Source organism: Protofrankia sp. CiP3, assembly GCF_917627345.1.
Classification (GTDB): Bacteria; Actinomycetota; Actinomycetes; order Frankiales; family Frankiaceae; genus Protofrankia.
On record NZ_CAKJTM010000001.1, the window covers coordinates 35,835 to 53,311 of the forward strand.

General features: G+C 64.0%; 13 protein-coding genes. 10 read left to right on the forward strand and 3 right to left on the reverse strand.

Annotation, left to right across the window (positions count from 1 at the left end):
- The first annotated feature begins 229 nt into the window (after positions 1-229).
- Positions 230-1,270 carry an LLM class F420-dependent oxidoreductase gene (locus MJ797_RS00150; RefSeq protein WP_239328696.1) on the forward strand — a complete coding sequence of 347 codons (1,041 nt, stop codon included), beginning with the start codon at positions 230-232 and terminating at the stop codon, positions 1,268-1,270.
- Positions 1,271-1,337: 67 nt separating this feature from the next.
- Positions 1,338-2,513: an acyl-CoA dehydrogenase family protein gene (locus MJ797_RS00155; RefSeq protein WP_305039648.1), complete on the forward strand. Its 1,176-nt coding sequence runs from the start codon at positions 1,338-1,340 to the stop codon at positions 2,511-2,513.
- A 271-nt stretch (positions 2,514-2,784) separates the two neighbouring features.
- Here MJ797_RS00155 and MJ797_RS00160 read toward each other — a convergent pair whose 3' ends face one another.
- Complete coding sequence (locus MJ797_RS00160) at positions 2,785-3,543, reverse strand: 3-hydroxyacyl-CoA dehydrogenase (RefSeq protein WP_239328722.1); 759 nt, start codon at positions 3,541-3,543, stop codon at positions 2,785-2,787.
- Between the two features lie 167 nt (positions 3,544-3,710).
- Entirely contained in the window at positions 3,711-4,904 is a 1,194-nt protein-coding gene (locus MJ797_RS00165; RefSeq protein WP_239330169.1) for an acetyl-CoA C-acyltransferase, read from the reverse strand.
- 408 nt (positions 4,905-5,312) lie between these two features.
- Between MJ797_RS00165 and MJ797_RS00170 the strand changes: the two genes are divergently transcribed.
- Positions 5,313-6,152: a carbon-nitrogen family hydrolase gene (locus MJ797_RS00170; protein WP_255738048.1), complete on the forward strand. Its 840-nt coding sequence runs from the start codon at positions 5,313-5,315 to the stop codon at positions 6,150-6,152.
- 757 nt (positions 6,153-6,909) lie between these two features.
- Here MJ797_RS00170 and MJ797_RS00175 read toward each other — a convergent pair.
- Positions 6,910-8,313, reverse strand: a complete 1,404-nt coding sequence (locus MJ797_RS00175) for an XRE family transcriptional regulator (RefSeq protein WP_239328755.1) — start codon at positions 8,311-8,313, stop codon at positions 6,910-6,912.
- Positions 8,314-8,870: 557 nt separating this feature from the next.
- Here MJ797_RS00175 and MJ797_RS00180 point away from each other — a divergent pair.
- The 7 genes from MJ797_RS00180 (at position 8,871) to MJ797_RS00210 (ending at position 17,440) form a co-directional block, all read left to right on the forward strand.
- Positions 8,871-9,176 carry a WhiB family transcriptional regulator gene (locus MJ797_RS00180; protein WP_239307878.1) on the forward strand — a complete coding sequence of 102 codons (306 nt, stop codon included), beginning with the start codon at positions 8,871-8,873 and terminating at the stop codon, positions 9,174-9,176.
- Complete coding sequence (locus tag MJ797_RS00185) at positions 9,173-9,535, forward strand: hypothetical protein (RefSeq protein ID WP_239328757.1); 363 nt, start codon at positions 9,173-9,175, stop codon at positions 9,533-9,535. Before MJ797_RS00180 ends, MJ797_RS00185 begins: the two co-directional genes overlap by 4 nt.
- Positions 9,536-10,189: 654 nt before the next feature.
- Positions 10,190-11,467, forward strand: a complete 1,278-nt coding sequence (locus MJ797_RS00190) for a GNAT family N-acetyltransferase (RefSeq protein ID WP_239328760.1) — start codon at positions 10,190-10,192, stop codon at positions 11,465-11,467.
- 671 nt (positions 11,468-12,138) lie between these two features.
- The gene (locus tag MJ797_RS00195; RefSeq protein WP_239328790.1) at positions 12,139-13,230 is read left to right on the forward strand and encodes a PP2C family protein-serine/threonine phosphatase; all 1,092 of its coding nucleotides are present in this window, start codon (positions 12,139-12,141) and stop codon (positions 13,228-13,230) included.
- A gap of 491 nt (positions 13,231-13,721) precedes the next feature.
- Entirely contained in the window at positions 13,722-15,059 is a 1,338-nt protein-coding gene (locus MJ797_RS00200; protein ID WP_239328800.1) for an ATP-dependent 6-phosphofructokinase, read from the forward strand.
- A gap of 35 nt (positions 15,060-15,094) precedes the next feature.
- On the forward strand, positions 15,095-15,331 hold the full coding sequence (locus MJ797_RS00205) for a zinc ribbon domain-containing protein (RefSeq protein WP_239328816.1): 237 nt from the start codon (positions 15,095-15,097) through the stop codon (positions 15,329-15,331).
- Positions 15,332-15,637: 306 nt separating this feature from the next.
- A complete protein-coding gene (locus MJ797_RS00210; RefSeq protein WP_374581097.1) occupies positions 15,638-17,440 on the forward strand; it encodes an MFS transporter in 1,803 nt (600 codons plus the stop codon).
- Positions 17,441-17,477 lie beyond the last annotated feature (37 nt).

Genomic DNA, 17,477 nt, shown 5'->3' on the forward strand with positions numbered 1-17,477 from the left:
GCTCCTTGATCCACGCCCCTATTGCCGGGCGCTCTTATTGCGGTTGTGTTGCGCCGCGACCATCGGTTGGCGTACAACGATCAGGTCCCGACTATCGGTCGGGCCACGTGGTGCTTGGACGTTTTGATCCAGGACCAAGTGACCGCTGGGGCCTTTGAGTGTGTGCGGAGAACCATGGCCGCCTACTTTTCTGGCCATCGGTTGGAACGGCGTCGACGAGGAGGCCTCAGTGCGGATCGGTATGCCGTTGGACTACAGCGGCGACTTCAGGGAGACAGTCGCCGGCCTGCGTGATTTCGAGGCCGCCGGAGTGGACATCGTCTTTGTGGCGGAGGCGTACTCCTTTGACGCGGTGAGCCAGTTGGGCTTCATCGCGGCGCGCACCGATCGCGTCGAGATCGCGTCAGGTATCCTGCCTGTCTACAGTCGCACTCCCTCGTTGACGGCGATGACGGCAGCCGGCCTTGACTACGTGTCCGATGGTCGTTTCACGCTCGGAATCGGCGCGTCCGGCCCGCAGGTCATCGAGGGCTTTCACGGCGTCCGTTACGACGCGCCGCTCGGCCGCACCCGGGAGGTCGTGGAGATCTGCCGACAGGTGTGGCGCCGTGAACGGGTGGTGCATAGCGGCCGCTACTACCAGATTCCGTTGCCCGCCGACCAGGGAACCGGCCTCGGGAAGCCGTTGAAAATAATAAACAAGCCGGTGCGTGACCGGATCCCGATCATTCTCGCGGCGCTTGGGCCGAAGAACGTCGCGTTGGCCGCGGAGCTCGCCGAGGGATGGGAGCCGATCTTCTTCCATCCGGAGAAAGCGGCCGATGTCTGGGGGGCCTCCCTGGCGGATGGCCGATCCAGGCGGGACCCCGCTCTTGGCAACCTTGATATTGTGGTCGCCACGCCGATGGCGATCGGTGATGATGTCAATCATCTTATTGATTTTTATCGTCCGACGCTTGCCCTCTATATCGGGGGCATGGGTGCTCGAGGCAGGAACTTCTACAATGATCTCGCCTGCCGCTATGGTTACGAGCGCGAGGCCGCGCTGATCCAGGATCTCTACCTCGACGGCAGAAAGAAGGAAGCCGCGGCTGCGGTCCCGGCGGAACTCCTGCGGGCCATATCCCTTATCGGCTCCGAGGGGCACCTGCGGGATCGGTTGGATTCGCTGGTCGCGGCCGGGGTGACGACACTGAATGTGACCCCGTTGGCCGCCACCCATGCGGAGCGGGTCGCTTCCGTCGAACTGCTGCGTAAGCTGCTGCCCTGAGAAGGCGTTGGACTGTTTCGCATCGATGATCATCTATATGTGGACTGGACTGGGGAGGTAGTGCTCGATGGTGAATGCGGACCAGTTGCCGTCGTCACTGTTGGCACGCGTGTATGACAGCGAGCATGAACTCTTCCGCGAACTGGTGCGGAACTTTGTCGCGCGGTGTGTGCTGCCGAACTACGATGCGTGGGAGCGGGCAGGCATCGTCGATCGTGCGTTGTTCACCGACGCTGGCGCGTGGGGCCTGCTCGGATTCGGTGTCGATGAGAAGTACGGCGGGCCCGGCATCGAGGACTTCCGGTTCAACGCGATCGTCGGGGAAGAGTTCGGTCGCGCGCTGGCCACGTCGGCGGGTCTTAGCCTGACACTGCAGAATGACATTGTCCTGCCCTATCTGCTCGGTCTCGCCACCGACGAGCAGAAGGCGCGTTGGCTTGCCGGTACAGTCTCGGGTGAGACCGTCCTCGCGGTGGCCATGACCGAACCAGGCACAGGCAGCGATCTGGCTGCTATCCGGACCCGCGCGGTCCGTCACGGGGATGTCTACGTCGTCAACGGCGCAAAAACCTTTATCTCCTCCGGGCAGCATGCCGACCTTGTGATCACCGCGGTGCGCACCGCGGATGACCCACACCGTGGGCTGTCCCTGCTCGTTCTCGAGCGCGGGATGCCGGGTTTCGAACGGGGCCGCAATCTGGAGAAGATCGGGCTGCATGCGCAGGACACCAGCGAGCTGTCCTTTACCGACGTCCGGGTGCCGGTTGCCAACCTCCTCGGAGAGGAAAACAGCGGGTTTTACGCGTTGGTCCGCAACCTGCCACAGGAGCGGCTGTCCATAGCGATCGCCGGCCTCGGCATGATTGAGGGTCTGCTCACGCAGACTCTGGCGTACGCGAAGGAGCGCACCGCCTTTGGCCAGCCGATCGGATCATTCCAACACAGCAGGTTCGTTCTGGCGGAGCTGGCGACCGAGATCGATATCGCCCGCACGTTCATCCTCGATTGTCTGGTTGAGCATCTGCGTGGCGAACTCAGCGCCGTGCGCGCGGCCAAGGCCAAGTACTGGGTCACCGAACTTCAGTGTCGGGTGTCCGACCGCTGCCTGCAGCTGTACGGAGGGTATGGCTATATGCGCGAATATCCGGTTGGCAGGGCCTTCGTCGATTCTCGTGTCCAGATGATTTACGGTGGGACCAATGAAATCATGAAGGAGATCATTGGCCGGGATCTCGGTCTGTAATCGGTGCGGCGGAGTCCGTGAGCGGCGTGGAGGAAGCTTCCGCGATGTTCGCGGACGCCAGTGTCTGTGCTACGCCGGTGTTCACTCTCGCGGATGCTCCCGCGTACCTACAGCTGCTGGCACGCGGGATCGTCCCGACCGCGTACACGGAGCTGCCCAGCCCAGTACCGGGTTTCTCCCGTATGCGGCCGTGGTATCCGACATCTCCTTGTAGGCGGGGAAGGTGCGACCGCCCCCGTCGTGGAGCGGATCTCACCCATCGGTCATATGGTCAGCGGGGGGCCATTCGGATGGCGCCGTCGAGTCGAATGACCTCACCGTTGAGCATCTGATTGGCGGTGATGTGCTCGACCAGCGCGCCATATTCGTCAGGATCGCCGAGGCGGTTGGGGTGCGGCACCTGGCGGCCGAGCGAAGCCTGTGCCTCCGCCGGAAGGCTGGCGAGCAGCGGGGTCTTGAACAGGCCCGGCGCGATGGTGACCACCCTGATCTGCTTGTCCGCGAGGTCGCGGGCGAGCGGCAGAGTCATGCTGGCTATACCGCCCTTGGACGCGGAGTATGCGACCTGCCCGATCTGGCCTTCGAACGCGGCGACCGACGCGGTGCACACGACCACCCCGCGTTCGCCGGCGGTGGGCTCGTTGTGAACCATGCGTTCGGCGGCAAGCCTGATCACGTTGAAGGTTCCGATCAGGTTGACCGTGACTATCCGGGTGAACGCCTCCAGCGGCATCACGCCGCCTTTACCGAGAATCCGGGCCGGCGGCGCGATCCCGGCGCAGTTGACCACGACACGCAGCTCGCCCAGGCCGGTAGCGATATCGAGCGCGGCGCTGACCTGTTCGGAGTCGGTGACGTCAGCGGGCGCGAAGGTGGCCTTGCCAAGGTCGGCGGCGACCTGCTCACCACCTGATGTGGGCAGATCCAGCAGCACGACGCTGGCACCGGCGTTTACCAGACGACGGGCTGTCGCGAGCCCGAGGCCGGAAGCTCCTCCTGTGATCAGGGCGATGCCACCTGCGATATTCACCTGTCCGACACCTCTCTATATTTTGTTGATATTTTTGATCATGTTGTTCCCGGTCATACCGCTGTCACGGCTGGATCAGGGCACTGGCTGCCGGCTTCACGGCGGAGCCGGCAGCCAGACGGCATTGCCCGGCGGCAGGATGCCGCGCCCCTATTGCCGCGGGCGCTCTAAAGACGTTCGATGATGGTTGCGTTGGCCATGCCGCCGCCTTCGCACATGGTCTGTAGGCCATACCTGCCGCCGTTCGCCTCCAGGTAGTTGACCAGCGTCCCCAGCAGCCGGGTGCCGGAGGCGCCGAGCGCGTGCCCAAGGGCGATCGCTCCACCGCGGGGGTTGAGTTTTGCCGGGTCGGCGGCAAGTTCGTGTGCCCAGGCCAGTGGCACGGGGGCAAAGGCCTCGTTGACCTCGTAGGCGTCGAGGTCGCCGATGGCCAGGCCGGCTCGCGCGAGAACCTGCTGAGTTGCTGGGATGGGACCGGTAAGCATGAGCAACGGGTCGTCGCCGACCACCGAGAACGCGTGGAAGCGGGCGCGGGGGCGCAGGTTGAGCTTGTTGGCGGCCTGTTCGCTCATGATCAGTGCGGCGGATGCCGCGTCCGTGAGTGGTGAGGAGTTTCCAGGGGTTATCTTCCAGTCGACGTCGGGGAACCGCGCCCGCATCTCCTCGGTGCCGAAGGATGGCTTGAGACCGGCGAGGCCCTCGACTGTTGTGCTCGCCCGCATGGTCTGGTCCACCAGATGCGTACTGCTTGTTCCGTCCGGCGCGGGGGCTGTCACCGCCACGATCTCATTGTCGAAGGCGCCCGCGACCGCCGCGGCCGCCGCGCGCTGATGGGAGGCCGCCGCGAAGGCGTCGAGGGTTTCGCGGTCGAACTTCCATTTCTGGGCGATCAGTTCGGCCGAAACGCCCTGGTTGACCAGGCCTTCAGGATAACGGGCGTGGACGCCAGGACCCTGTGGGTCCTGGCCGATCGTCGGCGTGCCCATCGGGATGCGGCTCATCGACTCGACGCCACACGCGATCACGATGTCGTAGGCGCCGGCCATCACGCCCTGCGCGGCGAAGTGCGCGGCCTGTTGGCTTGATCCGCATTGGCGGTCAACGGTCGTGGCTGGCACGCTCTCCGGGAATCCCGCGGATAGCAGGGCATACCGGGTGATGTTCGCGGACTGCTCGCCGACCTGCTGGACACATCCGCCGATGACATCGTCGACCCGCCCCGGGTCAAGGTCGTTACGTGTGATCAACGATCGGAGCACGGTCGCGAGCAGTTCGACCGGATGCACTCCGGACAGAGCGCCGCCCGGCTTGCCTCGTCCGGATGCGCTCCGAACGACATCGACGATGACCGCGTTGTTCATGAATTTCCCTTCGAGCGGGTACTGGTAAGCCAGCAGCTGCACGATCATGATTTTGTTCTCGCGGCAGGAAGCCATGGACGATCAAAGGAGCCGCCGGGCGAGGCCGCAACGCACCGCTCGTCGACCTCTGTCGTCAGTGGACTGCCACGCCCATCGTCATCCACCGGGCATTACGCGGTCAAAAAACGCGAATTTCCGGCAGGTTAGAGCGCCTGGCAATAGGAGAGTGGATCAAGAATTGGGCTTGGGGTGCGCGCATCGCGAGGCGGCGCAGGGGGTCACCCCGGCCCTTGGGGTGTCGACTGACCAGCCGGGGTACCCGCACATCGCGCGGCGATGGATGGGGAGCGATACGGCGAGGTGCGTGCCCCAGCCCCGCGAACGGGAGTGGAGTGGCACGCTCAGAGCGTGCCACAACCCGGAGTTCGCGTCGTCTGCGTCCAACTTGAATGTCCCGACTCGGAGGGGGCTCACGATCGGTTGCGGCGAGTGCTTGCTCAACTGCGTAGCATCGACGACGCGGACCTGGTTGTGCTGCCCGAGCTGTGGATGACAGGGTATTTCTCGTTCGATCGGTATGCCCAGGACGCCGAACCGCTGGACGGGCCCGTTCTCACCGCGCTCCGGCGCGTGGCCCGGGAACGCCGTTGGCACATGGTCGCCGGCAGCATGGTCGAGCGGAGCCCGAACGGGCGTCTTCACAACACCACCGTGCTCATCGGGCCCGGTGGAGATCTTCTCCAGGCCTACCGCAAGGTTCACCTTTTCGGCCACGGCTCGCGGGAGGCGGAACTACTCACGCCGGGGCGGGACGTGATCACCAGCCGTACGCCTTTCGGTACCGTCGGGCTGGCCACCTGTTACGATCTTCGTTTTCCTGAACTTTTCCGACTGCTTGTCGATCAGGGTGCCGAGATCATCGTGGTCGTGTCGGCCTGGCCGCACGAACGACTCGACCACTGGCAGATCCTGACCCGTGCGCGCGCTGTCGAGAACCAGGTTCTTCTCGTCGCCTGCAATGCCGCGGGCTGGCAGGCTGGTCGACAGCTGGCCGGCAACAGCGTGATCGTTGATCCCTGGGGCGTGGTACTGGCGGAGGGCGGCGACGCTCCGAGTCTGCCTGCGGCGACCTTTGACACCGCGAGAGTCGCGGACGTCCGAGCCGCGTTTCCGGCCCTTGCGCACCGACAGTTTGACATTTTGTTGATCAATCGACTCGGCGAGTCGTACGGTGGAGACGCTCTGTGACCGACTTTGTGGTCGTGGACCGGACCCGTGGTCGCGTGGATCCCACGATCCTGCCAGACGGGGTCCGTACGGGCCGGCTCCGAAGTCCTCAGCGCGGATCCCATGCGCCATCGGTCGAGGCCGGTCTGGCACAGTGCCCTCGCCCGTCGATCCTGGCGGCGACTGAATACCCGGTTCGTACCAGATACCTGTCAGCCCCTGCCGGGTGACGCCGCGGGCATTGCCGAGACTGTTCCGGTGGACGTGACCCAGCTATCAGTTTCGCGACAGCATGGTCAGGAAATCAAGTGCGGTGAGAGGCGCTGCGGTGATCGGCGGCGATCGTGATCATATTGGCCGATCATATTGATCGCCGATCGTCCGCTGTCTTCGGCGGCTGGACGATAGGCGGCCATTGGTCGGGCGTTCTCGAGGTATTTAACGCTAAGTAATTGGCGTTACTTTTGGTAATTATATGGATGCTTTACGGAGTCAATCTGGAAGATCATATTTTTGCCGCCCTCGGGGTCGACGAGTGGGATGTTGCGGGTATTTGACTCCAGTCGGACTTGAGTAGATGAAGAAATGTGGCGAGGGTCATACTCCCGGCTGGCGTAATCAACGGCCTGATGAATGCATCAAAGCGGACATAAATCACAAAAACACAAGAGGCAGTCGGTGCGGCGATGCCGCCTCGACTGCCTCTTGTGCGGTGTCCCGTGCTGGCGCCGCGGAGCGGTCCGGCGTTGTGGAGACCGGATGGAGCGTTGCCGTGCCGTCAGGCCGCGCCGACGGCGGTCAGCGCGACGCGGGCATGATCCGTGAGATCGGCGGCACCGGGGCACCCGGTACGTTCGATTTCACGGCAGAGTGTCGCGACGTCTCGTCCGGCCATTCCGGAGTCGAGAAGAGCCGCCTGTTCAACGGCCTGATGCCCGAGCTGAATGGCGGCATCGGCATCGCCGGCCTGGACATGCGCCACACCCAACCTGGTCATGGCCTCCACCCGGGCGCGTGGGAAATCACCGGCCAACCCGTCCGCGGCATTGTCCAGATACGGAATGGCCGCAGCTCCGTCACCGCTGGCGAGTAGCGCCTCACCGGCGAAAAGCGAAATGCAGGACGGGACACACCAGTAGATGTGCGGCGGATCTTCCGCTGGTTGTGACTGGCTGATGAGATGAACCGCGTCCTCGGCGGTCCGGGCGGCTGTGGTGCTTTCACCGGCACGGCCGTACGCGAGAGCCAGCGCGCCGGAGATTGCCGCCTTCTCGGTGGCGGTCATTGCCGCGCGGGCCCCGGCCTGCGCTGAGCGGAGCATGGTGACGGCGTCATTCGGGTCGCCATACCAGGCCGCTTGTTCGGCCATGCAGCGCAGGATGTTGGCGCCGAGCGCGGGCTGGCCGGCTTCGCCGGCGGCCCGGAGCGCGACCATCCACAGGCGCTGGGCACCCCCGTGGTAGCCGCTGTCGAAGGCTGCCCAGCCTGCGATGCGGGCCAGCTCAGCCGCGACAGCGTACAGCCGTGCCTCGTGGGCGTGGCCGTACAGAGCGGTCCGCAGGACGCGGACGGCTACCCGTAGCTCCGCCATGGAAAGCTCGTATATGTCATCCCCTCCGAGAACGTCATCCATTTTGCGAAGCGTGTCGACCCGCCGCTCGAAGCCCGCGACGAGCGAGTCGTTCACACGCTTTCCCTCAAGCGCCGCGGCAAGGCCGGCTGAATCGGTCATGAGCCAGTGATGCGCAACCGAGGTCAGCGCCACGCCGGACACGCTGAGAAACTTCCGCCGTTCCATGTTGGCGGTCACCTCCTCGAACCCGACGGCCAACCCGTCAGGTCTCCATAGAAGGTCGAGATCGGCGTCTGCCCATCGAGCCTCCCCATCGTCAACTGAATTCGACATGAGTGCCAGGGTCCCGGTCTCGGGTCCGGCATAGTCGCACGCCCAGCCCAGCGCGACGACATTGGTGCAGTAATAGCGGGATAGTAGATCACAGTGTTCCCAGCTCGGGCGTTTGCCACCCTCGTACTCCGAGAGGCGCTGTGCGGTCAACGCATCCCACGGTCTACCGATGTCCTCGGCGAGACTCCGGATCTCTTCCGCTGCCCGCGCCAGAGACAGGCCGCGGATCTGGCGTGCATGCTGCAACGGACCGATGGTAACCCTTCGAGGAGGCATCTGACCTTCTCCCATTTGGCCGTCATGTCAAGGCATGTAGTCGGAACGTAGCCAACCCCCCCTCCGGAGTCTAAGGACCCGAGGTCACCTGTGGTGAGTCGTTGTTCCTGGTCGGTCCACGGCGAGGCGTCTTGATTCTCGCCGGATTACGCCCCGGCCGGTATTCGCCGGCACCGTATGTGACCCTGGCCGGGCCCCGGGCGCTCGCGACTCAGGTACACGCGGAGTATCCGGACGGTGATCGTGTGGATCTGTGAACTGCCGCCCGGATGTCGCTGAAAAGCATGATTCCCGGCGCCTTGAACGAATGTCGCTGGCAGGACGTTGTACCTCAGCCTTTATTCATGAGTCCTTGGCCCCGTCCTGGGGCATATTCCCTGTTCGCTGGTTCTGAAACATTGCGAGTAGACACTCCCTGGGGCCGGTCGTACGCTTCTGCTCGATTTAGTCTTCATGTCGACGCGACCACGGGACGGTGTCGGATGAGCAGAAGAGTTCTTGTATTGGACGCGGCTGGCGAGTTGCGCGGCCAGTTTGAGGACATGAACACCGCATACATGTGGCGTCATGTCCGGCCGCAGGAGCCGCAGACCGCGGAGGATTTGGAAGTCTGGCGTCAGCGCAGCGCCTGCCGGGATGAGGACCCGGAGCTGTTCTTCCCGGTCGGTACGACCGGGCCAGCACAGCGGCAGCTGGAGGAGGCCAAGGCCGTCTGCCGCCGCTGTCTGGTGATCCGTGAGTGTCTGAACTGGGCGCTCGACACGGGTCAGGACGCCGGTGTCTGGGGTGGTCTGGACGAGGATGAGCGACGGGCACTACGCCGTCAGCTGGTCAGTGCCCCCGCTCCCCGGGTAGCACAGTGATCACACAGACGTTGCCGTGGACCGCCTCGCCCGCGTTGATGGCCTGCGCCATGGCGGACTGGCAGCATGCCGCGGCTCGGTTGTGGATCGCCGCACGCGAATACGCCGAGGCTGTGACCTCGGAAAGCGATGTGATGACCTCCCTCGCACGGCTGATCGCGGATGGCGCGCCGGAAGGAGAGATTCACGAAGCTCGAGCACTGCTGGCCCATCTGATGGTCATTCGCACTGAGGCCGGGCACAGGCTCGGGCTGAGCGGGCTACCGGACGAACTCGCCCGAGCGGGCCGGAGCCTGCTGTCGGCCGCTCCGCTTGAGCGGGAGCATACGATCCCCCGCCCGCGCGAGGGCGCCGTCTGATGATCGGACTCCGTGGGACGCCGACAACGCCTGTCGGCCGTCCGCGAGGGCAGGGGAGGGCACCTCGAGGAATGTTCCGCCGAGGTCTCACCGCACTGACGCGATGGTGCCGTCAGATGTTCGATCGATATGCCCGACGCGGGACAACTGTTTCCGCAACGAACTGGTCGACTCTCGGCTGGTGCCACCCTGGCCGCATCCCCGGGGTCACTGAAAAACCGGCCGAAAATCGCCGGGACATAACACCGCGTGGGTCTCCGCCCGATGCGGGGTGGCCAGGGCAGCCGCGGTACGTAGCCCAGGACGTTACCCGCGGCGTCCGCAGCCGTGGTCTGAGCGGGCCCGGCCCCCCGACGGCGCGAAAAGAGTAACGGGCCCGATTTCTTTGGCCGGTGGCTGAGGTCAGCGTGGCCGAAAAAAGCTCCCCGGAGTGGTCGCTGACAACGGTCGCGAACCCCGGGTGAGACCCCGGCGCGGGCAATCTACCGCTCCCCTCCGCGGATGGATAGCCCGCGCCGGCTGGTTAATTCTGCTCCTTTCGAGCCTGCGCCGCGGGCTCCTTGCCGCTGCCCGAGTGGTAACACGAGTGGAAACGACGCGACAGGTAACTGACCCGTACTTGCGCACGAGTGACACGAGTGAAAGGAGTCGGTCATGACCAATTGGCATGTGCGATCCTACGACACCACCGATCACACCGCTACGGTTCGTCTGCTTGAGGAGGTCAGATCTGACGAAGAAGGGCCGTCTTTTGACCTGACCGACACAGTTCTCGCGCTGCGCGAGGACACTCCCGCTGTCGTCGCCGTCACACCCGATCAGTTCGTCGGCGTCGCGGTCGGAAAATACGAACAAGGCTATGCCCGGGTACTTGCACTGGCAATCTCGCCTGCGTGGCGATACCGAGGTATCGGGTCCGCGCTCCTGCAGGCGTTGGAGAACCAGCTGATTCACGCCGGTCACCGCCGTATAACCACCTTGCTCGCGTCGGGGCAGTTCGGGGAACTCGCCTTCCGGAACCGGGGCTTCGTCAAGACCGGGCTCACACTCTATGAGAAGTACGAGCCACTGCGGCCGGTCGACGTCACGACTGTGGAGCGCTGGGGCGGCACCCTGCTCACAGCGGCGGAATGGCACAGTCTGGCCGGCATGGCCGAAGGCAAGCAACTGGTGGAACAGCGCCTGCTGCTGCCTATCAAGGAGAACGAGCTGGCGGAGACGTATGGGGTGGTCACACCGACGACCATGCTTCTGTTCGGACCACCGGGTACCGGGAAGACGTCGTTCGCGCGGGCGGTAGCGGCACGTCTGGAGTGGCCGTTCGTGGAACTTCTGCCATCTCGGCTGGTCGCGGCCGGCAGCGGCGGCAACCTCGCCGCCGAGCTGCGTACGGCCATCACCGAACTCATGCAGGTCGAACGAGTCGTGGTGTTCATCGACGAGGTGGACGAGATCGCACAGTCCCGGGAAGCCGTCGGGCCGGAGAGCCAGTCGGTGGTGAATGAGCTGCTGAAGGCCATCCCACAGTTCCGTAGTTCCCCAGGGCGTCTGTTGATCTGTGCGACGAACTCGATCGCGGCGCTGGACCCGGCGTTCATCCGCCCCGGCCGCTTCGATCTTGTCCTTCCGGTGGGACCACCGGACGCCCCCGGCCGTCGTCTTCTGCTCGATCGTTTCCTCGAACGGATCGACAACAAGCAGGTGGACGTCGAACCGGTTGTCGCGGCCACTGAGCTGTTCACACCCGCTGATCTTGCATCCACCGTGCAGCGAGCCGTGGCAGCCGCGTTCCACCGTGCGGTCGACAAGGGTGAGCGCCTGCCGGTGACCACCGAAGATCTTCTGGCGGCGGCGCGCTCATCGCGACCGACCATCAGCGCGGATGAACTCGATCGTTTCCGTTCGGACGCCAGGACCTTCACCCGCAGCTGAAACTTCCGCCATCGTTGACCTACCGCCAACCGGATGCCGGCGGCCGGCCCGGCGGGGCGGTTTCCCGGCGTGGGCGCGCAGCCGGCTGTGGTGGCCGCCCTCGGCCCGGCTCCAGCGGCGTGACCGCGATGAGCCAGGTGGCGCGACCTGCCGCGGATGCCTGCCAGCGGGCGTCTACCGGTCGGGGCCAGCTTCTTTGTCCCCGCCTGAGATCGGCCCCGAATGGGGCGTCCGTTGTCCATATTGCCCCTGATGGTGCATAGTTGATGTGCTCATGTCTACTGCTGTTAGTTAATGTTGTTCCTTATATGTTTTTTAGTTGATTTTTGACCGTTCCGCTGTCACTTCGCGCACAGGCCTCCGGCGGCGCGCTGCGATAGGGCGGCGCCGCCGGTGGCTCTCAGGGGCGTGTTTCGGAAGCCGTCTGTCCGGCTCGCCACGCCCAGACAGCCCCTGGCCGCGTTCGTGGCCATACCGATACAACTCATCCGGTACCGGCGTGGCGTTCGGCCCCGCCCGCCTGTGGATGATGGCTGGCAGCCGCTTCCGGTTCCGGTTGCGGCTGCGGCACACGTAGCGTTCCAATGGTGGTCGCATCGTGGTCAACAGCGTTTCCTCGTTCGTTGGTTGTGTACATGATGAGGACAATGCGGACATGTGGAAGTGCGGTCGTGGCGGCCGATGGAGGCCTGCTGGGTCTGCTGGGGCTTCTCGTGGCCGCCGATGTCGTCATCCCCGGGATCGACCTGACCGGCTTCTACGGCCTGGTGCCGCTGCTCGCCTCGGCTACCGGTTCGACGCTGGTCACCGTTGTCGCCGGGTTCGCCGCGGTGGCCGCGGCCGTGGCGTCGGGCGCATGGGATCGGTGGTTTGATACCGGGCAGCATGTCGCCGCAGGTGTACTCGTCGCGGTCCAGGCCGCCGTAGCGATCTACGTCGCGGTCACCCGGCGGCGTAGAGAACGGGAGCTCGGGCGGGCACGTGCCGTTGCCGAGGTTGCCCAGCGCGCGCTCCTGCCGGTGGTACCCGCGGCCGTGGACGGGATCGCGTTCGCCGCTCGATATTTGTCCGCCACGGCCGAGACCCTGGTTGGTGGGGATCTCTACGAGGTTGTGACGGTATCCGGTGGCACACGAATGATCATTGGGGACGTGAAGGGGAAAGGTCTGCCCGCGGTCCGGTTGACCACGGTCGTTCTGGGTGCCTTCCGCGAGGGCGCTGTCCACTACCCGGAGATCGAGCGGGTTGCCGCTGCCTGCGCCCGAGCGGTCTCCCGGGAAGCGGGCGCCGAGGATTTCGTCACAGCTCTGCTTGTCGACATCGAACCAGACGGTACGCTGCGGCTGATCTCTGCTGGACATCCGCCGCCGATTCTGCTGTCCGGGGACGCAGCCCGCCCGCTGGCAATCATCGAGCCCAGTCCTCCGCTGGGCATCGCGGAGGACTTCACGGCAACCATCAGCAGTTGGGGCCTGGGCGATCGGCTGCTGTTGTTCACTGACGGCCTGATCGAGGCCCGTGACAGCAACCGGACGTTTTTCAGCCTTGAAGATCATTTTTCCGAGCTGGCAGCGGCCACGCTGGACACCGTGCTGGACGCTTTGGTGGCTCATCTGCACGGCCATGTCGGCGGGAACCTGCACGACGACCTCGCGTTGCTCATCGCTGAGCGGCTGCCCGCGCCCGACCGCGTGATCGCGATTTCCGGCGGGCTGCCGGTGTCCGCGCCCGAATCAGCCATCTCGGTCGGCCAGGGCGAGTGAGCATCGGTGGATCTGTGTCTACTGGCGGGTTGGCTGCTGGCGGGCACTTCGTAATGGATCTCACTTTTTTCGGGTAGGGGCCGCGTTGCCACGGCGATCCGGCTGGCGTGCACGCCAGCCGGCGGTGGGATGAACATCGATGACGACCTGCGGCTGGTCGGCCAGCCGATGCCCGCCGACTGCGACAGGTGCGCCTGACCTGGGGGCGTGATGTGTCCGGCCAGTAAAGCATGGGTTTCGTCTGGCGTACGGCGAAAACGTGTGCACGAGCCTCGTCCTCGGTGGTGGTGGCTGGACCGGTACTCTTTGACACGAGTGGGCGAGAAAGGAGATTTGACAATCGTGGTGTCACCCACCCGGAAATCTCTGTTTCGCGTCGGTAACAGAGCCGGTCCGCCAGTTGGTCAGGGATGGCGCGATCAGCGAGAGGCTCCGAGGTCATCCGGGGTCATTCTCTTCGCGCTGCCGATGGTCACAAGGGTGCGTTACTGATGGCTGATGGCCAAGAACTTTCGGTAAGGGCGCTGGGATCCTGTCGGATCGCTTCGCCGCTTGCGCCGCTGATCGGTGACAAGCGAACGACCCAGCATTATGTGGATGAAGACGACCGGGTACTCCTTGACGATACGTTGTCCCTGGTTGCACAGCGTGATATGCCGATCGACGCTCTCCCGGGATTTGAGCCGGCCGGGCCCCGGCGGAAGATTTTTTTCGACCCATCCAAGACGCGGGTCGGAATTGTCACCTGCGGGGGGCTGTGCCCAGGTTTGAACGATGTTATCCGCGGCCTGGTGTTCGAATTGACCTCACATTACGGCGTGACTCGGATCTTCGGCTTCCGCAACGGGTATCAGGGGTTCATCGCCCGGTACGGCCACAGCGTCCTGGACCTGACTCCCGAGCTCGTCGGTACTATCAACGAGAACGGCGGAACAATTCTTGGAACCTCGCGCGGGCAACAGGACCCGGAGGAGATTGTTGACTGTCTGGAACGGATGAGTATTACCATCCTGTTTGTCATCGGCGGTGACGGCTCGCTGCGCGGCGCGCTCGAGATCGCCCGTACCGCGGACGAGCGAGGTGATAAGATCGCTGTTGTCGGCGTGCCGAAGACCATCGACAATGATGTTCCGTACATCGACCAGAGCTTCGGTTTTCAGACCGCCTTCGGGAAGGCTGCCGAGTCGATACGGGCGGCGCATGTCGAGGCGACATCCTCACCCAACGGCGTCGGTGTGGTGAAGCTGATGGGCCGCCATTCGGGCTTTCTCGCCTGTTACGCGTCACTGGCGAACAGCGATGCGGACGTGGTGCTCATCCCCGAGGTGCCCTTCGCCTTCGAAGGCGAAGGCGGGCTGCTGAACTTCCTGCACCGACGGGTCGAGGAACGGGGCCACGCCGTCGTGGTCGTCGCGGAGGGCGCCGGGCAGGAGCTTTTCGCCCAAGAGGAACAGGGGCAGCAATCGCAGGGCAGCGATGCCTCCGGCAATATCAGGCTACGGGACGTCGGCCCGCTCCTCAACAGGCGAGTGACGGAATATTTCGGCGTGGTGGACATGGAGCTGAATCTGAAATACATTGATCCGAGTTACGTGATCCGCAGCGTACCGGCGAATCCGTATGACAGTGTGTACTGCATCCGGCTGGCGCACGCCGCGGTGCACGCGGCGATGTCGGGCCGTACCGAGATGGTGGTCGGCCGGTGGCGACGCAGGTTCGTGCACGTCCCGATCCCGTTGGCTATCAGCCATCGCAGCCAGGTTGACCCCGCCGGCGATCTCTGGCTGTCGGTCCTGGAGGCGACCGGCCAGCCAGTTCAGTTCGGCTGACCGTCGACGCCGCGTCGTTGGCGTAAAGTAGGAGTGTGCCTGCATACGAATACCGTTGCCGCACGTGCGACACCAGCTTTGAGGTGCGACGCGGGATCACTGAGACAGCTGCCGCCAGCACGCCGTGCCCGGGTGGTCACACCGACACAGGCAGGGTGTTCACTGCGGTCGCGGTGACCCGGGCGGGGTCAGCGGCGGCCTCTTCCAGACCGGCTTCGCCGCAGCCTGCCACGTCGGGGGGCGCCTGCTGCGGCGGTGGCTGCTGTACCTGATTCCACACTGTGCGTCCAGATGGGCTCCCTCGAAGCGTCTCGAGGGAGCCCATCGCCGTTTTCGTGTTTTTGGGACATCCGATGGTTTTGCCCAGTTAGTCTCCATTATTCCTGATTTTTTTTGCCGAACTGCCGGCCAGGGTCACTTCTGGGGAGCTCCGGGCCAATCTCACACTTCTCGCCTCGCCAACTTGGGTGTTACTTGTTTAGTCTTACTAAGCAAGTTTTCGAGTGAAGCGAGTGGCGTTCGTGGAGGGCGGCGAAGTGCGGGACTCGGGCTGCATGGACCAGCAGATTTCGGACAATATGCGAACTATTCGACCATCGGCAATGGATAATCACCCGATTATGCTGGGTCCGCATTACAAATGGATCGCCCTGTCCAACACCACGCTCGGCATGCTGATGGCAACGATCAATGCGTCGATCGTCCTGATCGCGCTGCCGGACATCTTCCACGGGATCGACATCAACCCGTTGAGCCCTGGCAACATCAGCTATCTGCTGTGGATGATGATGGGCTTCCTCGTCGTCACGGCCGTGCTGGTGGTGACATTTGGACGGCTTGGGGACATGTACGGTCGCGTCCGTATGTACAACCTCGGATTTGCGATCTTCGCCGCTTCTTCGATTCTGCTGGCCGCCACCTGGATGCACGGCACCACGGCCGCTCTCTGGCTGATCGGCTGGCGGATCGTACAGGGTGTGGGCGGGGCGTTTCTTGTCGCAAACTCCACGGCTATTCTCACTGACGCCTTTCCCGCCCGTCAGCGCGGGTTAGCATTGGGTATCAATGTGGTCGCGGGCATCGCCGGCACCTTTCTCGGTCTGCTGCTTGGCGGGCTACTCGCTCCGGTCAACTGGCACTATGTCTTCCTGGTGTCGGTACCGTTTGGAGTATTCGGTACCTTCTGGGCGTATGCGAAGCTCCGGGACAACGGTGTGCGGCGTCGTACGGCCATGGACTGGTGGGGAAACATGACGTTCGCTGGCGGGTTGATCGCGCTGCTCGTTGGCATCACTTATGGCATACAGCCCTATGGTGGGCGCACTATGGGCTGGACCAACCCGTGGGTGCTGGCCGCGGTGATCGGCGGCGTACTCCTGCTGGCCGTCTTCGCGGTTATCGAGTCCAAGGTGGCCGAACCGCTGTTCAATCTGGAACTGTTCCGGATCCGGTCGTTCTCCGCTGGCAATGTCGCGAACCTGCTGGCGTCACTCGGCCGCGGCGGTCTTCAGTTCGTCCTTCTCATCTGGCTACAGGGAATCTGGCTGCCGCAGCATGGCTACGGTTTCGCCGAGACTCCGCTATGGGCAGGAATTTACCTGATTCCGTTGACGGTTGGGTTTCTGGTGGCCGCACCGCTTGCCGGCGTGCTGTCCGACCGCTTCGGTGCCCGGATGTTCACGATGGCAGGCCTGGCCATCGTCATCGTGAGCTTCGTGTTGTTCATGGTAATCCCGGTGAACTTCCCCTATCCGATATTCGCGCTGATTCTGCTCATCAATGGCCTGGGCACCGGTCTGTTCTCCTCACCGAACCGGGCTGACGTGATGAATGGATTGCCGGCGAACACCCGAGGTGTTGGCGCGGGTATGGCCGCCACCTTCCAGAACGCCGCTTTCGTGCTTTCGATCGGGCTTTCCTTCACGCTGATAGTCATCGGGCTTTCGCGTAGCCTGCCGTCAACCATGTTCAACGGGCTTGTGGACCAAGGTGTGCCAGTGCCGGTTGCGCGGACTGTTTCCACGCTCCCGCCGATCGGCGTTCTGTTCTCAGCCTTTCTCGGATACAATCCGATGGAGCAGCTTCTCGGGCCGCAGACGCTGTCGGCGCTACCTGACTCGGGCGCTTACGTAACCGGCCGCGCCTTTTTTCCGAACCTGATCTCCGGGCCGTTCTCCGATGGTCTTGCCGCTACCTTTGCGTTCTCCATCGTCATGCTGTTGATCGCTCTGCTCGCATCCTTCATCGCCGGGTCTGCCGGCGGGACGAAATCCAGGCTCGGCGCGGCGGCGGAGGTGGACGGGCGCTTGGCGGACACCGGAGTCGAGCTGATCCCCGCGCACCGCGCCGAGGGCTCAAGAACATCCGGGCAAGCCCGATAACGAGCGCCACGTTCACCGGGCCATCGGTTATGGTGAC